The sequence below is a fragment of the Bifidobacterium choerinum genome, from assembly GCF_002761235.1.
GTDB classification, from domain to species: Bacteria; Actinomycetota; Actinomycetes; order Actinomycetales; family Bifidobacteriaceae; genus Bifidobacterium; species Bifidobacterium choerinum.
Window position 1 is genome coordinate 2,025,814 of sequence record NZ_CP018044.1, and the last position, 18,674, is coordinate 2,044,487.

Consider the following 18,674-nt stretch of genomic DNA (forward strand, 5'->3'; position numbering starts at 1 on the left):
AAAGCGGTGCGGGCATCATCCGCAAGGATGATGCCCGCACCTCGTACTGCGATCAGGAAGGCGGCGCCCCTGTCACCAGCCGAGCACGATCATCGCGACGACGCCGGCGGCGAGCGCCACGGCGACGAACAGCGCAAGCCAGTCGGCGAAGCGCATATGCGCCGGCCTCATCAATGTACGGCGCGCCGAGCCGCGGTCGATGTACACGCCGCGAAGACGCTCGGCGATGACGACGTGGTCGTCGTACCGGCCCATCAGGTCGCGCGCGATCGCCCAGCGGCGCAGCCGCGACAGCGGCGTCGGCCTCACGCCGCGCACGTCCTGGCGCCGTCGCGCCTCGCGCACCGCCCGCCGCCAGCGCGGCAGCCAGTTGAGCCGGTCGACGAAGCGGCTCGCCGCCGGATACGGCACCCGCAGCGCGCTCAACGCACAGATCCAGTCGCGCCGGCTCGTCGTCAGCACGGTGAGCATCAGCGCGAAGACGATGTCGAGAATCCTCAGCGCGACGACGCCGCACAGCGTCAGCGACTGCGCGCTCACGCGCCACCAGCCGAGCCGCCACAGCGTCGTGTCGCCGTAGTCGTTCAGACACAGCGCCATGATGATCGCGATGAGCGCGGCGAGGGGCGCGAACGCGGCCCACACGGAGCCGACCGAGCGCGCCGGCGTGCGGTCGGCGAGGAACATGAGCTGTTCGAGCACGAGCACGGCGGCCAGGAAGATCCAGTTGCCCCACCATGCGCACAGCACGACGAGCAGGATCGATATGAGGACCTTCACGCGCGTGTCGAGCCGATGCAGCCAGCCGTCGCCCGGCGTGCAGAACCGTCCGTTCATCATCGTGCGCCTCCTTGGCTCGCATCGGCGCCACGGCCTGCGCCCCGCGCATCGCGGACGACGCGGCCGTAGCCGACGAGGCGGCCGGCGTCGAGCCGTGCCGCATACGTGCAGTATTCGCCGACGGCGGCGACGTCGCCGCTCGCCATGACGACCGTCGCGCCGTGCGCACAGGCCTCGGCGAGCGCGTCGAGCACGCGCGTGCGCAGCCGCACGTCGAAGCCGGCGAGCGGCTCGTCGAGGGCGATGACGGGCGTGCGCGCCGCGAGCGCGGCGGCGAGCGCCGTGGCGCGCAGCTGCCCGTCGGCGAGCTGCGCGACCGGCGTGTCCTCGACGCCGTAGAGGTCGAACAGGCGAATCATCTCGTTGACGCGCGCGTTCGCCTCGGCCTCGCGGATGCCGCCGGAGCGCGCGCCCTGCGCGATCTCCTCGCGCACGGTACCGCCGAGCAATGTCGCGGCCGGGTCCTGGCCGACGTAGGCGACGAGTCTGGCCATCTGCTGCGTGCGCCGGGTGGCGACGTCGACGCCGGCGACGGCGACATGTCCCCGCTGCGGGCGCAGCTGCGCGTCGAGCAGCCGCAGCAGCGTCGACTTGCCCGAGCCGTTCGCTCCGACGACGCCGACGAAGGAGCCGCGTTCGACGCGCAGCGAGACGTCCTCGAGCGCGGGCGACTCGTCGGGGGTCGAATCCGGGTAGCGCAGCCCGACGTGGTCGAGGACGAGCCCGGGCTCGCCTGCGGCGGCCGGCTCGTCGTCGGCGAGCGTGAGCGTCGGCGCCTCGCCGCGTGGCACGTCGACGCCGACCGATTCGAGCAGCGCGCCCTCGCGTTCGAAGATGTCGGCGCCGGTACGGCGGATGATCTCGCCGCCGACCATCAGGAAGACGCCGGTGGCGTGATGGGCGAGCGCGCGCGTGCGCTGCTCGACGACCAACGTCGTCATACGCGCGTCCTCGCGCATATGCTCGACGATCGCGAACAGGTCGTCGCGCCCCTGCTCGTCGAGCGTGTTCGACGGCTCGTCGAGGATGAGCACGTCCGGACCTGCGGCGATCGCCGAGCCGATCGCGACGCGTTCGAGCTCGCCGGCGGACAACGTGGCCGTCAGGCGGTGGCGCAGCGCCTCGATGTGCAGCATCGCGAGGACCTCGTCGACGCACGCGCGGATCTCGTCGGGCGCCACGCCGCGGTTCTCGAGCGGGAACGCGATCTCCTCCTCGACCGTCTCGGCCACGATCTGGCCCCACGGGTTCTGTCCGACGTAGCCGACGCGCAGCGACAGGTTGGACACCGACGTGCTCTTGACGTTCATGTCGGCGATGCGCGCGTAGCCGGTGAGCGTGCCGGCAGTGCAGTGCGGGATGAGACCGACGAGCGCCTTCGCGAACGTCGACTTGCCCGAGCCGCTCGGCCCGACGACGCCGATGACGCCGCCGCACGGCACATAGCAGCTCACGTCGCGCAGCGCGACGCGCGCGTCGTCCCCTTCGGACGCAGGCGCATACGCCCATCCAAGATTCATCACGGTGATAATGTCGGCCACACCATACTCCATCGGGATAGCAGGAACGGACACGTCGCCCCCGGCCGTTCGCATCCGGGGAGGCGGTCCACCACAGGTGAACGTATCCGCTGCTTCAGACAAACGGCCGGCAGGCGCCTAATCCAGCATAACAGGCCGCCGCACGGGCGTTCCGCACGCCACATGCGCCGCCGTCCGCCCCACCGGCTCAGTCGGCGCGGCCGCCCGCGCGCACCGCGCGGAAGGCGCCGTCGAGGTCGGCGATGATGTCGTCGATGTGCTCGGTGCCGACCGACAGGCGGATCGTGCCCTGCCGGATGCCCTGGTCGGCGAGCTCGGCCTCGGATTCCTGCGCGTGCGTCGTCGAGGCCGGATGGATGACGAGGCTCTTGACGTCGGCGACGTTTGCCAGCAGCGAGAACAGGTGCAGGTTGTCGATGAACGTGCGCGCCGCGTCACGCCCGCCTGCGATGTCGAAGGTGAAGATCGGGCATGCGCCGTCCGGGAAGTTCCTGACGTAGCGTTCGTGGTCGGCCCGCCCCTCGATCGACGGATGGGAGATCGAGACGACCTCGGGCACCGTCTTGAGGTAGTCGATGACCTTGAGCGCGTTCTCCACGTGGCGTTCGACGCGCAGCGAGAGCGTCTCGGCGCCTTGCAGCAGCAGGAAGGCGGACAGCGGCGAGAGCGTCGCGCCCCTGTCGCGCAGCAGGATCGCGCGGATGCGCGTGACGAAGGCGGCCGGTCCGAGCGCCCCGTAGAAGTCGAGGCCGTGGTAGGAGGGGTCGGGTTCGGTCAGCGTCGGGAACCTGCCGGGCTCCGCGGCCCAGTCGAAGGCGCCGCCCTCGACGATGACGCCACCGAGCGTCGTGCCGTGGCCGCCGATGAACTTCGTCGCCGATTCGACGACGACGTCGGCGCCGTGCTCGAGCGGGCGGAACAGGTAGGGCGTCGCGAAGGTGTTGTCGACGATGACCGGCAGCCCGTGGCGGTGCGCGACGTCGGCGATCGCCTCGACGTCGGGGAAGTCGGCGTTGGGATTGCCGAAGGTCTCGAAGTAGACGAGCTTCGTGTCCTCCTCGATCGCGTCCTCGAAGGCGCGCGGATCGAGGTCGACGAAGGTCGTGCGCACGCCGTCGCGCTCGAGCGTGTGCCGCAGCAGGTTGTAGGTGCCGCCGTAGATGTTCTTCGCGGCGACGATGTGGTCGCCGGCCTGCGTGATGTTGCGCACCGCATAGTCGACGGCCGCGGCCCCGGAGGCGACCGCGAGCGCCGCCGTGCCGCCCTCGAGCGCGGCGATGCGCTCCTCGAGGACGGCCTGCGTCGAGTTCGTCAGTCGCCCGTAGATGTTGCCCGGGTCGGCCAGGGAGAAGCGCGCGGCCGCATGGTCGAAGTCGTGGAAGACGTAGCTCGTCGTCTGGTAGATCGGCACGGCGCGCGCGTCGCTCGCCGGATCCGGCGTCTCCTGCCCCGCGTGCAGCTGCAGCGTCTCGAAATGGTATCCGTGGTTCCTCTCGTCGGTCATCGTATCCGTCCTTTCCCGCACGCCGCCGGTTGTGCCGCGTGCCCGTCCTTATCGTGCGCGGCCTGGGCGCCGCGTTGCGTCCGACTGTATGGAGCGGCGCGGCGGCGGCGCAAGCCCCGCGTTATCGCCGTTTCTTATACCCGTCTATCGGTCCGCGGCGTGCGGCGGGCTTCGCGGGGCCGGCGGACGCGTACGGCGCCCGCGCGACACGCCGGGGACACGGCCCGGCGGACGCATGCGGTATGCGAAACGCGCCACCTCGGCCTACAGTGGCGTGGTGAAGCGACGGACGCCGACCGCACGCGGCGGGCCGGGCGCGTCAGGCACAAGGGCAGAAGGAAGGACGCCATGACCGAAATCACGCTGTACAACCGCAACCGCGAATACATCCCCCGCATCGCCGCCGTGCACGACATGTGCGGGTACGGCAAATGCTCGCTGACCGCGGCGATCCCGATCCTGTCGGCCGCCGGCTGCGACGTATGCCCGGTGCCGACCGCGCTGTTCTCGGCGCACACGCGCTACAAGGTCTTCACGATGGAGGACACGACCGACATGCTCGGCGCCTACCTCGACGCCTGGGGCAAGGAGGGCGTCGAGCTCGACGGCGTCTACTCCGGCTTCCTCGGCTCGCCCGACCAGGTGGCGATCATCGAGCGCCTGTACCGCGAGTACCCGCAGGCGCTGCGCTTCGTCGACCCGGTCATGGGCGACGCCGGCGAGATGTATCCGACGTACACGGCCGAGCTGTGCGAGGCGATGGGCGCGCTCGTCGACGGCGCCGACCTGCTGATGCCGAACCTGACCGAGGCGTCGATCCTGACGGGCGCCGACTATCCCGGCCAGGACATCACCGACGCGCAGGTGCGCGCGATCATCTCCCGCCTGTTCGACCTCGGCGCGAAGAACGTCGTGCTCAAGGGCATCGACCATGACGACGGCCGCATCCGCAACTTCGTCGCGAACCGCGAGGCCGGCCTCGACTCGATGACCGAATGCGTGCACGAGAAGCTGCCGTTCATGTGCCACGGCACCGGCGACGCCTTCGCGTCGGCGATGATCGGCGGCGTCATGGCCGGCCTCGACCTGGCCGCCGCGGCGCGCCTGGCCGGCGAGCTCGTGCACAACGCGATGGAGCAGACGCGCTTGCAGCCACATTACGAGGAGCGCGGCGTGAGCTTCGAGCTGAGCCTCGGCGAGCTGACGAACCTCGTCGACTGACCTTCCCCACGCGTTTCGCCTCCGGCGATCGCCGACGACGAAAGGGGCCGTGTCCGGCACGATCGTGCCGGACACGGCCCCTTTCGTCGTCGTCCTCGCGCCGGAGGAAACGCCGCCGTCGCAAGCCTTCGCGTCGCCGTTGTCCACAGTCGCGGCGCCGGATGTGGATTGCGGCCCGCCCATCCACATCCGACACACCCTGCCGGCGTGTCGTCCACATCCATGCCGCCGTCTGCTTCGATGGACGCCACCGTTCGCGGCGCCGCGCCCGAGGTGACGCGGCCCCGGCTTGCAAGGAGGATGGCATGGACGAGACATGGACCGTGTTCGAACACGACGAGGACATATGGGATGCGCCGGCCTTCGGCGCCGTCACGGCGACGGCGTGCGCCGACGGCGGCGGTGACGCCGAGACGGATGCCGGCATCGGATTCGGCGCTGACGGCGACCTCATCGGCGACGAGTTCGGCGACGAGGACGACGAGCCGCACGCCCGCCTGCGCGCGTGCCTCGAACGGCTCGCGGCGCCCGGATTGTCGGGGCGCGAGCTCGGCGCCGCCGGCGAGGCGGCCGCGCAGGCATGGCTCGAATGCCGGCGCATCCGCGTCATCGGCGCGAACTGGCGCACCCGCTACGGCGAGATCGACGTCATCGCCGTCACGCCGAACCGCACGATCCTGTTCGTCGAGGTCAAGACGCGGCGCACGCGTCGCTTCGGCGCACCCGAGGAGGCCGTGCACCCGGCCAAGCAGGCCAATCTGCGCCGCGCCGCCGCGCAGTGGCTCGGCGCGCGCGGCGCGAAGGTGCCGCATGTCGGCGTGCGCTTCGATGTGCTCGCGCTGAGCGTGTCCGGCGGCGACGTCGACGTGCGCCACATCCCGGGGGCGTTCTGATGGCCATCGGCAACGCGCTGTCGATTGGGCTCATCGGGCTCAAGGCCTTCACGATCCAGCTGCAGGCCTTCATCTCCCCCGGCCTGCCGTACTTCTCGATCATCGGCCTGCCCGACGCGTCGCTGAGCGAGGCGCGCGAACGCGTCAAGTCGGGATGCGTCGCGAGCGGCTTCTCGTGGCCGCAGACGCGCGTGACCGTGAACATGTCGCCCGCCTCGCTGCCCAAGCGCGGCTCGTCACACGACCTGGCAATCGCCGCCGCGGTGCTCAGCGCGAGCGGCGTCGTCCCGCACGAATGCATGATCGACACCGTCGTGCTCGGCGAGGTCAACCTCGACGGCAGCGTGCACGGCATCGATGGGCTGCTGCCGATCCTGCTGCACGCGCGCGACGCGCGGCTGCGCCATGTCATCGTGCCGCGCGCGAACCGCGACGAGGCCGAGCTCGTCGACGGCGTCGAGCCGCGCTATGTCTCCCACGTCGGCGAGCTGATGGAGATGTTCGGCGCACGTTCGACGTACACGCTGCGCGACGCGTCCGTGCACGTCGCCGCCGACGCCGGCCTCGCCCCAGCGCCGGCCGTCGGCGACATCGCCGAGGTCGTCGGTCAGCGGGCGGCGAAGCGCGCGCTCGAGGTGGCCGCGGCCGGCGGCCACCATGTGCTCATGGTCGGCCCTCCCGGCACCGGCAAGACGATGCTCGCCTCGCGCATGCCCGGCATCATGGCGCCGCTCGACGAACGCGAGCAGTTCGAGGTCGCGTCGATCCGTTCGCTGTGCGGCACGCTCGGCGCCCATGGCATCACCGACGTGCCGCCCTTCGAGGCGCCGCACCACACGGCCACGGTGCCGTCGCTCGTCGGCGGCGGCGGCATCGGCAAGCCCGGCGCCGTCACGCGCGCCCACCGCGGCGTCCTGTTCATGGACGAGGCGCCCGAATTCGCGCCGCGCGCGCTGCAGACGCTGCGCGAACCGCTCGAATCAGGCATCGTCGCCGTCTCCCGCGCGAAGGGCACGACCGTCTACCCCGCCTCGTTCCAGCTCGTCATGGCGGCCAATCCGTGCCCCTGCGGCTACGGGTACGGCACCGGCGAACGCTGCACGTGCCGCGAGCGAGACCGCATCCGCTACTTCGCGCGTCTGTCCGGGCCGATCCTCGACCGCATCGACATCCAGGTGCCGGTCAACCCGATCGCGCACATCGGCGCCGCGCCGGGCCGCGACGGCGAATCGAGCGAAACCGTCCGCTCGCGCGTCGTCCGGGCGCGCGAGGTCGCCCGCGGGCGCTTCGCCGACCTCGGCTGGAGCTGCAACGCGCAGGCCTCGGGCGCATGGCTGCGCGCGAACACGCCGCCGACGGCGCTCGACGTCGTCAACAAGGCGCTCGGCGCGCAGCGGCTGAGCCTGCGCGGCGCCGACCGTTCGATGCGGCTGGCGTGGACGCTCGCCGACCTCGCCGGCCACGGCCGCCCGGACGCGCGGGACATGGCCGAGGCAATCGCGCTGCGCACGAAGGAGCTGACATGAGCGACATGCTGCTGAGGGCCGCCGAAAGCTGCGACGACATGCTCGCCCGCTGCCTGCTCACACTGTGCATCGACGACGCGGACATCATGATGGCCGCGCTGCTCAAGGGCACCGCCGCGCGCGACGTGCTCGCCGCGCTCGCCATGTCGATGGAGGACATGCCGGCCGCCGTACGGGCGGAAGGCATGCGCACGCTCGAACGCGACCTCGCGCTCGGCATCGCCCGCTGGGGCTGCACGGTGCGTCCGCGCACGCGCGAACGCTTCGCGCAGGCCGTGGAACGCTGGCGCGCCCGGCTCGCCTCGTTGCCGAGCGAGGAGCCCGACGCGCTGCGCGCATGGCTGACGGCGGACGGCGCATACACGGTGCTCACGCCCGACGACGACGCATGGCCATCCGGCCTCGCCGACCTGGATGTCCGCTCCGACCACGCGCCGCCGGCGTGCCTGTGGGTGCGCGGCGACGTGCATGCGCTCACGGCATGCGCCGAACCGGTCGCGATCGTCGGCTCGCGCGGCATGAACGACTACGGCCGCGAGGTGACGTCAGCGCTCGCCGAGGCGGCGTGCCTCGACGGGCACACCGTCGTCTCGGGAGGCGCGATGGGAGTCGACGCGGTCGCCCACTGGGCCGCCGTGCGCGCGGCCGGTCCGTCGGCCGGCCGCACCGTCGCCGTCTTCGCCGGGGGTCTGGGACACCTCGGCCCCTCATGCAACGAACGGCTGTTCGCGGCGATCGAGCAGGCCGGCGGCGCGCTCGTCAGCGAACTGTGCCCGGACACGCCCCCGCTGGCCCACCGCTTCCTGCTGCGCAACCGGCTCATCGCCGCGATGGCGGCGTCGGTCGTCGTCACGCAGGCGAGGCTGCGTTCGGGCGCGCTCAACACGGCGCGCTGGGCTAACGAGCTCAACCGGCGGCTCTACGCGGTGCCCGGCGACGTGACGGTCCCGTCGAACGCCGGATGCAACATGCTCATCCGCGACCACCGGGCGATCCTGTTGGCCGACGCGCGCGCCGCCGACGAATGCTGCCATCCGAGCCACGCACCGTCGGCCGCTGGGCCCGGAGAGCCGAAGCCGGCCGGAGGCCCGTAGCCCCCGCCCCGGACTGGGTGCGGGATGCCTTGTGAGACAATACCGGATATGACCCCGAAGCACATCGAAGAACAATACGACGCCGTGATCGTGGGAGCCGGCGCGGCCGGTCTGTCCGCCGCGCTCGGCTTCCACCGCAGCGACGCCGCCCGCGCGCTGCGCGACGCCGGCGTCGAACCGAAGGTCCTCGTCATCTCGAAGCTGCAGCCGCTGCGCTCGCACACCGGTTCGGCCGAAGGCGGCATCGCCGCGAGCCTTGCGGACATGGAACCGGACGACTGGCGCTGGCACTACTACGACACGGTCAAGGGCGGCGACTGGCTCGTCGACCAGGACGCGGCGAGGCTGCTCGCCGAGGACGCCCCGATGACCGTCATCAACCTCGAACGTTCCGGCGTCGCGTTCTCGCGCACCGACGACGGCCGCATCGCGCAGCGCCGCTTCGGCGGCCACACGGCCGACTTCGGCGCGCGGCCGGTCAAGCGCGCCGCCTACTCCGCCGACCGCATCGGCCACCAGATCCTGCACACGCTGTGGCAGCAGTGCGTGCACTACGGCGTCGACTTCGCCGACGAATGGTATGTGACCGACCTCGTGCTCGACGAGACGCTCACCCGCGCCGCCGGCGTCATCGCCTTCGACACGCACGCCGGCGTCACCCACGCGATCGCGGCGCGCAACACGATCCTCGCCACAGGCGGGGCCGGACGACTGTTCCACACGACGTCGAACTCCCACGACCTGACCGGCGACGGCATGGCGCTCGCGCTCGACGCTGGCCTGCAGCTCGAGGACATCGAATTCGTGCAGTTCCATCCGACCGGGCTGGCCCACACCGGCATCCTGCTGTCCGAGGCCTCGCGCGGCGAGGGCGGCGTGCTGCGCAACGCCGACGGCGAGGCCTTCATGGCCTCCTACGCGCCCGGCCACGCCGACCTGGCGGCGCGCGACGTCGTCAGCCGCGCGATCCGCAGCGAGACCGACGCCGGCCGCGGCGTCGCCGACCCGCGCGACCCGGACGGGGCGAAGGACTGCGTCTGGCTCGACATGACCGGCATCGACCCCGAACATATGCGCCGCGCATTGCCGCAGGTCGTCGAGACGATCGAGGACTACGCCGGCCTCGACCCGACGAAGGACCTCGTGCCGGTCAAGCCGACCGCCCACTACACGATGGGCGGCATCCCGGTGACGACCGACGGCGAGGTCTACGTCTGGGACGGTGCGGACCGCAACGTCGTTGAAGGCCTGTACGCCGCCGGCGAATGCTCGTGCGTGAGCGTGCACGGCGCGAACCGCCTCGGAGGCAACTCGCTGCTCGACGCCTGCCTGTTCGGCACGCGCGCCGGCCAGGCCGTCGCCGAGCGCGTCGGACAGGACCCGGTCGCCGCCGGCACGCCTGCCGACCCGGCGCTGGGCGAGGCGCTCGACGCGGCGAAGACGGCGCGCGACGCCGATATCGACGCGCTGCTTGCCGGCGCCGCGAAGGACGCGGACGGCGACAACGCGTACCGTGTCATGGCCGACCTGTCCGAGACGATGGAGCGCGGCGTCGCCGTGCTGTGCGATGCCAGATCGATCGCGCAGGCGCAGGTCGTCGTCGACGGCCCGCTCGCCGAACGCGCACGCCGTCTGCGGCCGCATTCCGACGCGCGCACCTTCAATCAGGAGCTCACGGCGATCTGGGAGGCGCGCCATCTCGTGCGCCTCGCCGAGGCGGTGCTCGCCGCGACCGACGCGCGCCACGAATCGCGCGGATCGCTCAAGCGCACCGACTTCCCCGAGCGCGACGACGCGACGTGCCTGAACCATTCGATGACGGCCGCCGGCGCCGCGCCGCTGCGCCAGCCGGTGCACATCGTCGACATCGAACCGGGTGCGCGCTCCTACTGAAGCACCCCGGACGTCTATAGTGGAACAGGCATGAAAGGGAACGCATGGCTCAACTAGCATCATCCGGGACGACGGTCACGCTGCGCGTGCACCGCTTCTCCCCCAGGCTGGCGCGCGAACGCGACCGCGCGCGCGGCTCCAGCCCCTTCGCGCGCAAGGCATCGCCGTTCGGCGACTCGCCGGCGCGAGCCGCACGGCGTCCGCGCGGCAGGCAATGGACGCAGGACTACACGCTCGACGTGTGCGGCGACGAGACGATCCTCGACTGCCTGCTGACGATCAAGCGCACCGTCGACCCGACGCTCATGTTCCGCTATTCGTGCGGCCACGGCATGTGCGGCTCCGACGCGGCCGCCGTCAACGGCACGCCGACGCTGCTGTGCAAGGCGAAGATCGCCGACTGGGCGCGCCGGCCGCGCGCCGTCGACGCCGAAGGCTTCCGCCGCACCGTCACCGACGCCGCGACGGACGACGTCGCCTCCGCGGACGGCGACGGGCTCGGCGTCATCGAACTGGCGCCGCTGCCCGGATTCGCCGTCGACCGCGACCTCATCGCCGACATCGAGCCGATGCTCGAACAGATCAGGCGTCTCAAGCCCTATCTGATTGCCGACGGCACGCTCGCGACGACGAAGGACGGCAAGGTCGACGTGCTCGAATACCTGCAGAGCCCCGAGCAGCTCGCCAGATACGAGACGCTGACGACCTGCATCGTCTGCGGCGCCTGCGAGGGCGCATGCCCGGTGTACGCCGGAGGCGAGGCCTTCGTCGGACCGGCCGCGCTGATCAACCAGGCCAGGTTCATCGACGATTCGCGCGACGAGGCCACATTGGAGCGACTCGAGGCGATCGACACGGCGGACGGCATCCAGGCCTGCCAGTCGGTGCGCGCCTGCTCGCGCGAATGCCCGGTCGGCATCGACGTCGGCGAGGAGATCTGGCAGCTCATCGCGCAGGTCAGGGAACGCGAGGCGTAGCGCGACGATGATGGACAAACGCACATACGACAACCACGCCAAGGCGTGGGTCTGCATCGAGGACCATGAGGCGGCGCGCGAACCGGAGCTCGTGCGCCGGGCGCGCGCACTGGCCGAACATGCCGAGCTCGCGCCGTCCCCCGCCTCGGAGGGCTTCCTGCTCGCCGCCTTCGCACGGATGACGAAGGCCACGTCGGCGATCGTCGTCGGCACCGGCTCGCTCGTCGAGACCGCGCAGCTCGTAGAAGGCCTCGACGGCGCCGGCAAGCTCACCGCCGTCGACTCGTCGGCGGCCGGCGTTGCCGCAATCCGCGCGTTCTTCTCCGACATCGACGACGCGACGCGCACGACGCTGCGCGCCGTCAACGCCGCCCCCGCCATCTTCCTCCAGCGGCTCAACGGCAATGACTACGACCTCATCGTCGTGTCCGGCGACCCTTCGAACTACATGCCGGTGCTCGAGCAGGCGCCGCGGCTGCTGCGCCGCGGCGGCGCCGTCGTGTTCACCGACGCGCTCGCGATGCGCGCGCCGCACGCCAGGGGCGGCCTGACGAATCCGGCCGACCGCGGCGAGAAGGCGGTGCTCATGCGAGAACTGCTCGAGCAGATCGAGGACGACGAACGATTCGTCACGGCGATGGCGCCGGCCGGCGACGGCGTGCTCATCGCCGTGGCGCGCTGAGCGCCTGCCGCAGACGGCGGAGGGCGGGTTCCCACGGCCATGTAACCGTGGGAATCCGCCCTCCGCATATCATTGCGTCGCTTCGGTCAGCCGATCTGCGACGTGGCGACGGCGACGGCCTCGTCGACGTCGTCGGTGATCGTCACGAGCGACGGGTCGAGCGGCGAGATCAGGCCGCGGTCGCGCACGGTGCCGTTGATCCAGTCGAACAGGCCCTGCCAGTACGCCGTGTCGTACAGCGCGATCGGGATGTGCGCCACCTTGTGCGTCTGCACGAGCGTGAGCGCCTCGAAGGTCTCATCGAGCGTGCCGAAGCCGCCGGGGCATACGATGATGCCCTGCGAGTACTTCATGAACATCGTCTTGCGCACGAAGAAGTACCGGAAGGTCATGCCGAGGTTGACCCATTCGTTGATGCCCTGCTCGTGCGGCAGCTCGATGCCGAGCCCCACCGACTTGCCGCCGGCGAGCGCGGCGCCCTTGTTCGCGGCCTCCATGACGCCGGGGCCGCCGCCGGTGATGACGGCGACGCCGCGCCGGGCGACGCGTTTGCCCATCGCGAGCGCGGCGCGGTAGGTCGGCTCGTCGGGCTTGATGCGCGCCGAGCCGAAGATGCTGACGGCGGGTCCCAGGTCGGCGAGCGAGCCGAAGCCGTCGACGAATTCGGCCTGGATGCGCAGGACGCGCCATGGGTCGCGGTGCAGCCAGTCGGTCGACGTGTCCGGCTTGAGCAGCCGTTCGGTCGTGCTTTCCTGCGGGATCATCTGGCCGCGCAGCAGCACGGCGCCCTGCCGGTAGGTCTGGCCGAGCGGCGAGACGCCGTCGCCCCCCGCCCACCGGGCGTCATCGACGCGTGCGACGTCCTCGTTTCGTTCGCTTGCCTGCGGTTCTTCCTTCGTCATGTGCCGGCTCCTTTCGTCTGCCGCCGATGCTCTGGCTGAGCACCACAGTACCATCGGCGAGCGTGGTCTCGGTACGTCCCGAGCCGCGGACGGCCTCCAGTTCGGCCGGCGAGGCGGCCATGCGCGCCTCGAAGCGCTTCGACTGGCGGCTCAGCAGCACGCCGGAGACGGCGGCCGCGAGCAGCGACGCGAGCAGGACGCCGAAGCGCGCCTCGGCGGACAGTTCGGCGTTGGCGTAGGCGAGCGAGGCGATCAGGAAGGAGACGGTGAAGCCGATGCCGCAGGCGACGGCCGCCGGGAACATGTCGCGCACACGCAGCCCCTTCGGCATCCTCAGCGTCCCGACATGCGTCGACAGCCATGCGACGGCCATGATGCCGAGCGGCTTGCCAACAACGAGCGCGACGATGATGCCGATGACGATCGGCGAGACGAGCAGCATCGGCGTGATCGCGTCGAAGTGCACGCCGGTGGCGAAGAACGCGAAGACCGGCAGCGCGAGCAGCGCCGAGAACGGCTGGAGCTTGTCGGCGTAGCGTTCGGCTCGGGCGTCACGCTCCCCGAACATCGCGCGCGCCGGCGTGAGCAGGCCGACGAGGACGCCGGCGAGCGTCGGATGTACGCCCGCCTCGTACATCATCACCCATGAGAGGATGCCGATGACGGCGACGCCGAACCACGGCACCTTGCGCATGCGCACGAGGAAGTACCAGGCGATTGCGCACACGGCGATGCCGACGAACCAGTACCAGGCGTTGAGCGACGAGAAGAACACGGCGATCAGGATGATCGCAAGCAGGTCGTCGACGGTCGCGAGCGTCATCAGAAACGCGCGGATCGAGCCCGGCAGCGCCTTCGCGAACAATGCGAGCACGGCGAGCGAGAACGCGATGTCGGTCGCCGTCGGGATCGCCCATCCATGCGCCGCTTCGGAGAACGGGAAGCTCGCGCCGTTCGCGATGAGCAGACTGCCGGGGTCGCCGGCGCCGTAGCGCGAGAACAGCGCGACGACGGCGATGAACAGGATCGGCGGCACGATCATGCCGCCGACGGCGCACAGCATCGGCACGGCGGCGGCGCGGATGTTCGACAGCGATCCGGTCGTCAGCTCCTGTTTGAGCTCGAGGCCGACGACGAGGAAGAAGATCGTCAGCAGGCCGTCCTGCGCCCAGTGGCCGACGCCCATGGTGATGTTCGTGCCGGGCACGCCCAGTTCGAAGTGCGACAGATGCTCGAACCACGCCGCCGTCGCCGGGATGTTCGCCAACACGAGGCCGGCGAGCGCGAAGCCGAGCATGATCAGGCCGGATATGCGGTCCGACGCCGCCACTCTCCTGATGGCCGCCCAGGGTCCCTGTGATTTCCCGCTCATCGCACCTCCCGTTCATGCGGCCGCGACGGCCGCCCTTCCACACGCAAAACCATTCCATTATGCCGCATCCGATGCCCGCCATGTGGCCGCGGGCGCGGATGTTCACGCTTTCTCGACCTCGGGTGCCTTGCGTCGCCGTCCGGGTGTCGCGAATCGGCGCGCATCACCGTCCGAGCGTCGCGAGCGCCGCATCGAGCCGCGCGAGCACCTCCTGCAGCATCGGCGTCGGGCAGGCGAGGTTGATGCGCTCGAACCCGGCGCCCTCGGGGCCGAACATCACGCCTTCGTCGAAGTAGACGCGGGCACGCTCATGCATGAAGTCGCGCAGTGCGTCGGCGTCGAGGCCGAGGCCGCGGAAGTCGACCCATGCGAGGTAGGTGCCCTCCGGCTCGACGAGTTCGACGCCCGGATGGCTGCGCGCGAAGTCGGCGAGCAGGACGCGGTTATGTTCGAGCACGTCGAGCAGCTCGTCGAACCACGTCTCGGCGTCGTCGTAGGCGGCGATGCAGGCGACGAGGCCGAAGTGGCTGACGGTCATGCCGCCGATGTTCGCGGCGGCGACGTCGTAGCGTGCGCGCATGCGTTCGTCGCGGATGAAGGCGTTCGAGCACAGCAGTCCGGCGAGGTTGAAGGTCTTCGTCGGCGCCGTGAATTCGATCGCATGGCTCGCATAGGGTTCGCCGAGCGCGCCGAACATCGTCGTCGGGTGGCCGTCGCGCGCGAAGTCGGCGTGGATCTCGTCGACGAGCAGCAGCACATCGTGTGCGATGCACATCTCGCCGATGCGGCGCAGCTCGTCGGCGGTCCAGACGCGGCCGACCGGGTTGTGCGGGCTGCACAGCAGCATCGCCGTGCAGCGCGGGTCGGCGAGCTTGGCGTCGAGGTCGTCGAAGTCGATCGTGTAGCGGTGCGCGTCCTCGTCGTAGACGAGCGCGTTGTTCGCGATCGTCAGGCCGTTGCCGCGCGCCGCGTCGGTGAACGGGTAGTACACCGGCCGCTGGATGACGATGACGTCGCCCGGATGCGTGAACGCGCGCAGCGCCGTGTTGATCGCCGGCATGACGCCGTCGGACAGCCGTATCCATGCCGGGTCGACCTCCAGCGCGTGGCGGCGGCGCATCCAGCCGACGACGGCATCGTAGTAGGCGTCGGTCGCGTAGTCGTAGCCGAAGACGTCGTGGCGCGCCGCGTCGACGATCGCGTCGACGACCTGCGGCGCCGGGACGAACTCCATGTCGGCGACCGACATCGCGACGACGTCGTCGTGGCCGGCACCGAGCTCGTCCTCGATGAGCTTCCATTTGGCCGACGTCGTGTGCCGGCGTTCGGGACGGGTGTCGAAATGGGTTAAATGACAAAATGTGTGTTTTATTTTGCCACTTATCCTTACTGCCGTAAGGCGTGTCGCGGGGTGATTCTGGGCCCGGGGCATTATCGAAATCCCCGCTTGACTTTCCGGAAAAACGTGTTCCTGCTGTGCTTGACGGATGGGCAGAAGAAAATCATCCAAGGCGAGACTGTGCACGATATGCGGCGAGCCGATGCGCAAGAACGGGACGACATCGTCGGGCAGGCAGCGGTGGCGGTGCATGCGCTGCCGCGCGAGCAGCGCAGGCGACGGCGGCAACGCGAGGGGAGCCGCCGAATTCCGCGCGTTCCTTGTCTGGGCCACCGGCCGGATGACGCTTGCGCAGGCCGCCGCGACGCTCGGGGTGTCGCCGCGCACGTTCATCCGTCGCATCCAATGGTGCTGGCATGTCAAACCCGGGATGCCGAGACCGACGTCGCCCTGCAGCGCCGTCGAGGCAGACGGCACGTACGTGCCGTACGGATGGTGCCTGCTCGTCGCGATCGACGCCGCGGACGGGACGCCCGTCGCATTCCAATGGTGCGACACCGAAAGCCGCGCGGCATACGCCCGGCTGTTCTCCAAGCTGCCCGCCCCGCGCGCGCTCGTCACCGACGGGGGCGCCGGATGCGCCGCGGCCGCCGCCGACGCGTGGAAGGACGCAAGGATCCAACGGTGCCTCGTGCACGTGCTGCGCAACACGCGCGCGGACCTCACCTGCAGGCCACGCACCGACGCAGGCAAGGACCTGCTCAGGCTCGCCCGGAGACTCGTGAAGGTCCGCGACGCCGACGCCGCCGCGGCCTGGCTCAGCCTGCTCAACGACTGGCACACCCGCTACGCCGACATCATCGGCCAACGCACCACTGCACGCGACGACCCCGGCAACCCCAAGGCCCGCGCCGGACGCACATGGTGGTGAACCCACGCCCGGTTGAGACGCGCCTATTACCGGTTCGTCCGCCTGCAACGCGACGGTACGCTGTTCGCGTTCTGCGAGCCCGCCCTCGCAGGCAGCGTCCCGTCCACCACCAACCGTCTCGAGGGCGGCGTCAACGCCGACATCAAGCGCGTCCTCGACGCCCACCGCGGCTTGACGGAGGAACACATGAAACGCGTATGCGAATGGGTCCTGTATATGAAGACGCACGACCCCGACCCCGGGTCGTTCATCACCGCCGCACACGACGAAACCGCCGAGCCGCCCACCACGAGCACCGGCCTGCCCGCCGGCAGCGTACAAGAGGCCGCACCCGGCGTTGACGCCTATGAATCAGGATTCGGAATCAGGAAAGGCTGGGCAGGCAAGACCCGATGACGTCACCTCGACACGCCGGAATAAAACACACATTTTGTCATTTAACCCCCGTTGGATCCTTGCGTCCTTCCACGCGTCGGCGGCGGCCGCGGCGCATCCGGCGCCCCCGTCGGTGACGAGCGCGCGCGGGGCGGGCAGCTTGGAGAACAGCCGGGCGTATGCCGCGCGGCTTTCGGTGTCGCACCATTGGAATGCGACGGGCGTCCCGTCCGCGGCGTCGATCGCGACGAGCAGGCACCATCCGTACGGCACGTACGTGCCGTCTGCCTCGACGGCGCTGCAGGGCGACGTCGGTCTCGGCATCCCGGGTTTGACATGCCAGCACCATTGGATGCGACGGATGAACGTGCGCGGCGACACCCCGAGCGTCGCGGCGGCCTGCGCAAGCGTCATCCGGCCGGTGGCCCAGACAAGGAACGCGCGGAATTCGGCGGCTCCCCTCGCGTTGCCGCCGTCGCCTGCGCTGCTCGCGCGGCAGCGCATGCACCGCCACCGCTGCCTGCCCGACGATGTCGTCCCGTTCTTGCGCATCGGCTCGCCGCATATCGTGCACAGTCTCGCCTTGGATGATTTTCTTCTGCCCATCCGTCAAGCACAGCAGGAACACGTTTTTCCGGAAAGTCAAGCGGGGATTTCGATAATGCCCCGGGCCCAGAATCACCCCGCGACACGCCTTACGGCAGTAAGGATAAGTGGCAAAATAAAACACACATTTTGTCATTTAACCCTCCAACGGTGCCTCGTGCACGTGCTGCGCAACACGCGCGCGGACCTCACCTGCAGGCCACGCACCGACGCAGGCAAGGACCTGCTCAGGCTCGCCCGGAGACTCGTGAAGGTCCGCGACGCCGACGCCGCCGCGGCCTGGCTCAGCCTGCTCAACGACTGGCACACCCGCTACGCCGACATCATCGGCCAACGCACCACTGCACGCGACGACCCCGGCAACCCCAAGGCCCGCGCCGGACGCACATGGTGGTGGACCCACGCCCGGTTGAGACGCGCCTATTACCGGTTCGTCCGCCTGCAACGCGACGGTACGCTGTTCGCGTTCTGCGAGCCCGCCCTCGCAGGCAGCGTCCCGTCCACCACCAACCGTCTCGAGGGCGGCGTCAACGCCGACATCAAGCGCGTCCTCGACGCCCACCGCGGCTTGACGGAGGAACACATGAAACGCGTATGCGAATGGGTCCTGTATATGAAGACGCACGACCCCGACCCCGGGTCGTTCATCACCGCCGCACACGACGAAACCGCCGAGCCGCCCACCACGAGCACCGGCCTGCCCGCCGGCAGCGTACAAGAGGCCGCACCCGGCGTTGACGCCTATGAATCAGGATTCGGAATCAGGAAAGGCTGGGCAGGCAAGACCCGATGACGTCACCTCGACACGCCGGAATAAAACACACATTTTGTCATTTAACCCTCGAAATCGAACATGGGGCGTGCTCCTCCATCGTCTGCGTGTGCGTGCATGGGCCATGGCGGCGCGGACCGGAAGGGCGGCGCGCCGTGACGCGTCAAGCCTAGCGCCTGCGTGTTACACGGGGACGGGGCGGTGCA

General features: G+C 70.1%; 15 protein-coding genes and 1 pseudogene. 9 read left to right on the forward strand and 7 right to left on the reverse strand.

Annotation, left to right across the window (positions count from 1 at the left end; translation table 11 throughout):
- Nucleotides 1-72 precede the first annotated feature (72 nt).
- The 3 genes from BcFMB_RS08400 to BcFMB_RS08410 all read right to left on the reverse strand — a co-directional run bounded on the left by BcFMB_RS08400 (nucleotide 73) and on the right by BcFMB_RS08410 (nucleotide 3,885).
- Nucleotides 73-840: an energy-coupling factor transporter transmembrane component T family protein gene (locus tag BcFMB_RS08400; protein ID WP_099721531.1), complete on the reverse strand. Its 768-nt coding sequence runs from the start codon at nucleotides 838-840 to the stop codon at nucleotides 73-75.
- Nucleotides 837-2,381, reverse strand: coding sequence for an ABC transporter ATP-binding protein (locus BcFMB_RS08405; RefSeq protein WP_232513797.1), 1,545 nt, complete (start codon nucleotides 2,379-2,381; stop codon nucleotides 837-839). The genes BcFMB_RS08400 and BcFMB_RS08405 overlap by 4 nt, the downstream gene beginning before the upstream one ends.
- A gap of 187 nt (nucleotides 2,382-2,568) precedes the next feature.
- Nucleotides 2,569-3,885 (reverse strand): O-acetylhomoserine aminocarboxypropyltransferase/cysteine synthase family protein, encoded by a 1,317-nt coding sequence (locus BcFMB_RS08410; RefSeq protein WP_099721533.1) that lies wholly within the window; start codon nucleotides 3,883-3,885, stop codon nucleotides 2,569-2,571.
- A 348-nt stretch (nucleotides 3,886-4,233) separates the two neighbouring features.
- On the opposite strand from BcFMB_RS08410, the gene BcFMB_RS08415 reads away from it, so the two are divergent.
- From BcFMB_RS08415 to BcFMB_RS08445, 7 genes are all read left to right on the forward strand, one after another.
- Nucleotides 4,234-5,106 (forward strand): pyridoxamine kinase, encoded by an 873-nt coding sequence (locus BcFMB_RS08415; RefSeq protein WP_099721534.1) that lies wholly within the window; start codon nucleotides 4,234-4,236, stop codon nucleotides 5,104-5,106.
- A gap of 305 nt (nucleotides 5,107-5,411) precedes the next feature.
- Nucleotides 5,412-5,999 carry a YraN family protein gene (locus BcFMB_RS08420; protein WP_099721536.1) on the forward strand — a complete coding sequence of 196 codons (588 nt, stop codon included), beginning with the start codon at nucleotides 5,412-5,414 and terminating at the stop codon, nucleotides 5,997-5,999.
- Nucleotides 5,999-7,525 carry a YifB family Mg chelatase-like AAA ATPase gene (locus tag BcFMB_RS08425; protein ID WP_024541195.1) on the forward strand — a complete coding sequence of 509 codons (1,527 nt, stop codon included), beginning with the start codon at nucleotides 5,999-6,001 and terminating at the stop codon, nucleotides 7,523-7,525. Before BcFMB_RS08420 ends, BcFMB_RS08425 begins: the two co-directional genes overlap by 1 nt.
- Nucleotides 7,522-8,619: a DNA-processing protein DprA gene (dprA, locus tag BcFMB_RS08430; RefSeq protein ID WP_232513798.1), complete on the forward strand. Its 1,098-nt coding sequence runs from the start codon at nucleotides 7,522-7,524 to the stop codon at nucleotides 8,617-8,619. Before BcFMB_RS08425 ends, dprA begins: the two co-directional genes overlap by 4 nt.
- Nucleotides 8,620-8,667: 48 nt before the next feature.
- Entirely contained in the window at nucleotides 8,668-10,512 is a 1,845-nt protein-coding gene (locus BcFMB_RS08435; protein ID WP_099721538.1) for an FAD-binding protein, read from the forward strand.
- Nucleotides 10,513-10,556: 44 nt separating this feature from the next.
- Nucleotides 10,557-11,489, forward strand: a complete 933-nt coding sequence (locus BcFMB_RS08440) for a succinate dehydrogenase/fumarate reductase iron-sulfur subunit (RefSeq protein ID WP_099721540.1) — start codon at nucleotides 10,557-10,559, stop codon at nucleotides 11,487-11,489.
- 10 nt (nucleotides 11,490-11,499) lie between these two features.
- The gene (locus BcFMB_RS08445) at nucleotides 11,500-12,171 is read left to right on the forward strand and encodes an O-methyltransferase (RefSeq protein ID WP_099721541.1); all 672 of its coding nucleotides are present in this window, start codon (nucleotides 11,500-11,502) and stop codon (nucleotides 12,169-12,171) included.
- 86 nt (nucleotides 12,172-12,257) lie between these two features.
- Here the strand turns inward: BcFMB_RS08445 and BcFMB_RS08450 are convergent, their stop codons facing one another.
- From BcFMB_RS08450 to BcFMB_RS08460, 3 genes are all read right to left on the reverse strand, one after another.
- Entirely contained in the window at nucleotides 12,258-12,935 is a 678-nt protein-coding gene (locus BcFMB_RS08450; protein WP_198405457.1) for an LOG family protein, read from the reverse strand.
- Nucleotides 12,936-13,014: 79 nt separating this feature from the next.
- Nucleotides 13,015-14,445 (reverse strand): Na+/H+ antiporter NhaA, encoded by a 1,431-nt coding sequence (nhaA, locus tag BcFMB_RS08455; RefSeq protein WP_024541189.1) that lies wholly within the window; start codon nucleotides 14,443-14,445, stop codon nucleotides 13,015-13,017.
- 163 nt (nucleotides 14,446-14,608) lie between these two features.
- Nucleotides 14,609-15,877 carry a MalY/PatB family protein gene (locus BcFMB_RS08460; RefSeq protein ID WP_099721543.1) on the reverse strand — a complete coding sequence of 423 codons (1,269 nt, stop codon included), beginning with the start codon at nucleotides 15,875-15,877 and terminating at the stop codon, nucleotides 14,609-14,611.
- Between the two features lie 55 nt (nucleotides 15,878-15,932).
- On the opposite strand from BcFMB_RS08460, the pseudogene BcFMB_RS10095 reads away from it, so the two are divergent.
- Nucleotides 15,933-17,111, forward strand: a pseudogene (locus BcFMB_RS10095) (IS1249 family transposase).
- Here the strand turns inward: BcFMB_RS10095 and BcFMB_RS10100 are convergent.
- The gene (locus BcFMB_RS10100; protein WP_418214995.1) at nucleotides 17,067-17,696 is read right to left on the reverse strand and encodes a transposase-like zinc-binding domain-containing protein; all 630 of its coding nucleotides are present in this window, start codon (nucleotides 17,694-17,696) and stop codon (nucleotides 17,067-17,069) included. The pseudogene BcFMB_RS10095 and the gene BcFMB_RS10100 overlap by 45 nt on opposite strands.
- 163 nt (nucleotides 17,697-17,859) lie before the next feature.
- Here BcFMB_RS10100 and BcFMB_RS09910 point away from each other — a divergent pair, with 163 nt between their 5' ends.
- Nucleotides 17,860-18,489 carry a hypothetical protein gene (locus BcFMB_RS09910; protein WP_418214996.1) on the forward strand — a complete coding sequence of 210 codons (630 nt, stop codon included), beginning with the start codon at nucleotides 17,860-17,862 and terminating at the stop codon, nucleotides 18,487-18,489.
- Nucleotides 18,490-18,674 lie beyond the last annotated feature (185 nt).

Bases quoted from the DNA above. Each gene is read 5' to 3' on its own strand.
- BcFMB_RS10100 (WP_418214995.1), bottom strand. From the start codon at position 17,696: ATGGGCAGAAGAAAATCATCCAAGGCGAGACTGTGCACGATATGCGGC.
- BcFMB_RS08440 (WP_099721540.1), top strand. From the start codon at position 10,557: ATGGCTCAACTAGCATCATCCGGGACGACGGTCACGCTGCGCGTGCAC.
- BcFMB_RS08415 (WP_099721534.1), top strand. From the start codon at position 4,234: ATGACCGAAATCACGCTGTACAACCGCAACCGCGAATACATCCCCCGC.
- BcFMB_RS08435 (WP_099721538.1), top strand. From the start codon at position 8,668: ATGACCCCGAAGCACATCGAAGAACAATACGACGCCGTGATCGTGGGA.
- BcFMB_RS08410 (WP_099721533.1), bottom strand. From the start codon at position 3,885: ATGACCGACGAGAGGAACCACGGATACCATTTCGAGACGCTGCAGCTG.
- BcFMB_RS08460 (WP_099721543.1), bottom strand. From the start codon at position 15,877: ATGCCCCGGGCCCAGAATCACCCCGCGACACGCCTTACGGCAGTAAGG.
- BcFMB_RS08400 (WP_099721531.1), bottom strand. From the start codon at position 840: ATGATGAACGGACGGTTCTGCACGCCGGGCGACGGCTGGCTGCATCGG.
- BcFMB_RS08445 (WP_099721541.1), top strand. From the start codon at position 11,500: ATGGACAAACGCACATACGACAACCACGCCAAGGCGTGGGTCTGCATC.
- BcFMB_RS08425 (WP_024541195.1), top strand. From the start codon at position 5,999: ATGGCCATCGGCAACGCGCTGTCGATTGGGCTCATCGGGCTCAAGGCC.
- nhaA (WP_024541189.1), bottom strand. From the start codon at position 14,445: ATGAGCGGGAAATCACAGGGACCCTGGGCGGCCATCAGGAGAGTGGCG.
- dprA (WP_232513798.1), top strand. From the start codon at position 7,522: ATGAGCGACATGCTGCTGAGGGCCGCCGAAAGCTGCGACGACATGCTC.
- BcFMB_RS08450 (WP_198405457.1), bottom strand. From the start codon at position 12,935: ATGATCCCGCAGGAAAGCACGACCGAACGGCTGCTCAAGCCGGACACG.
- BcFMB_RS08420 (WP_099721536.1), top strand. From the start codon at position 5,412: ATGGACGAGACATGGACCGTGTTCGAACACGACGAGGACATATGGGAT.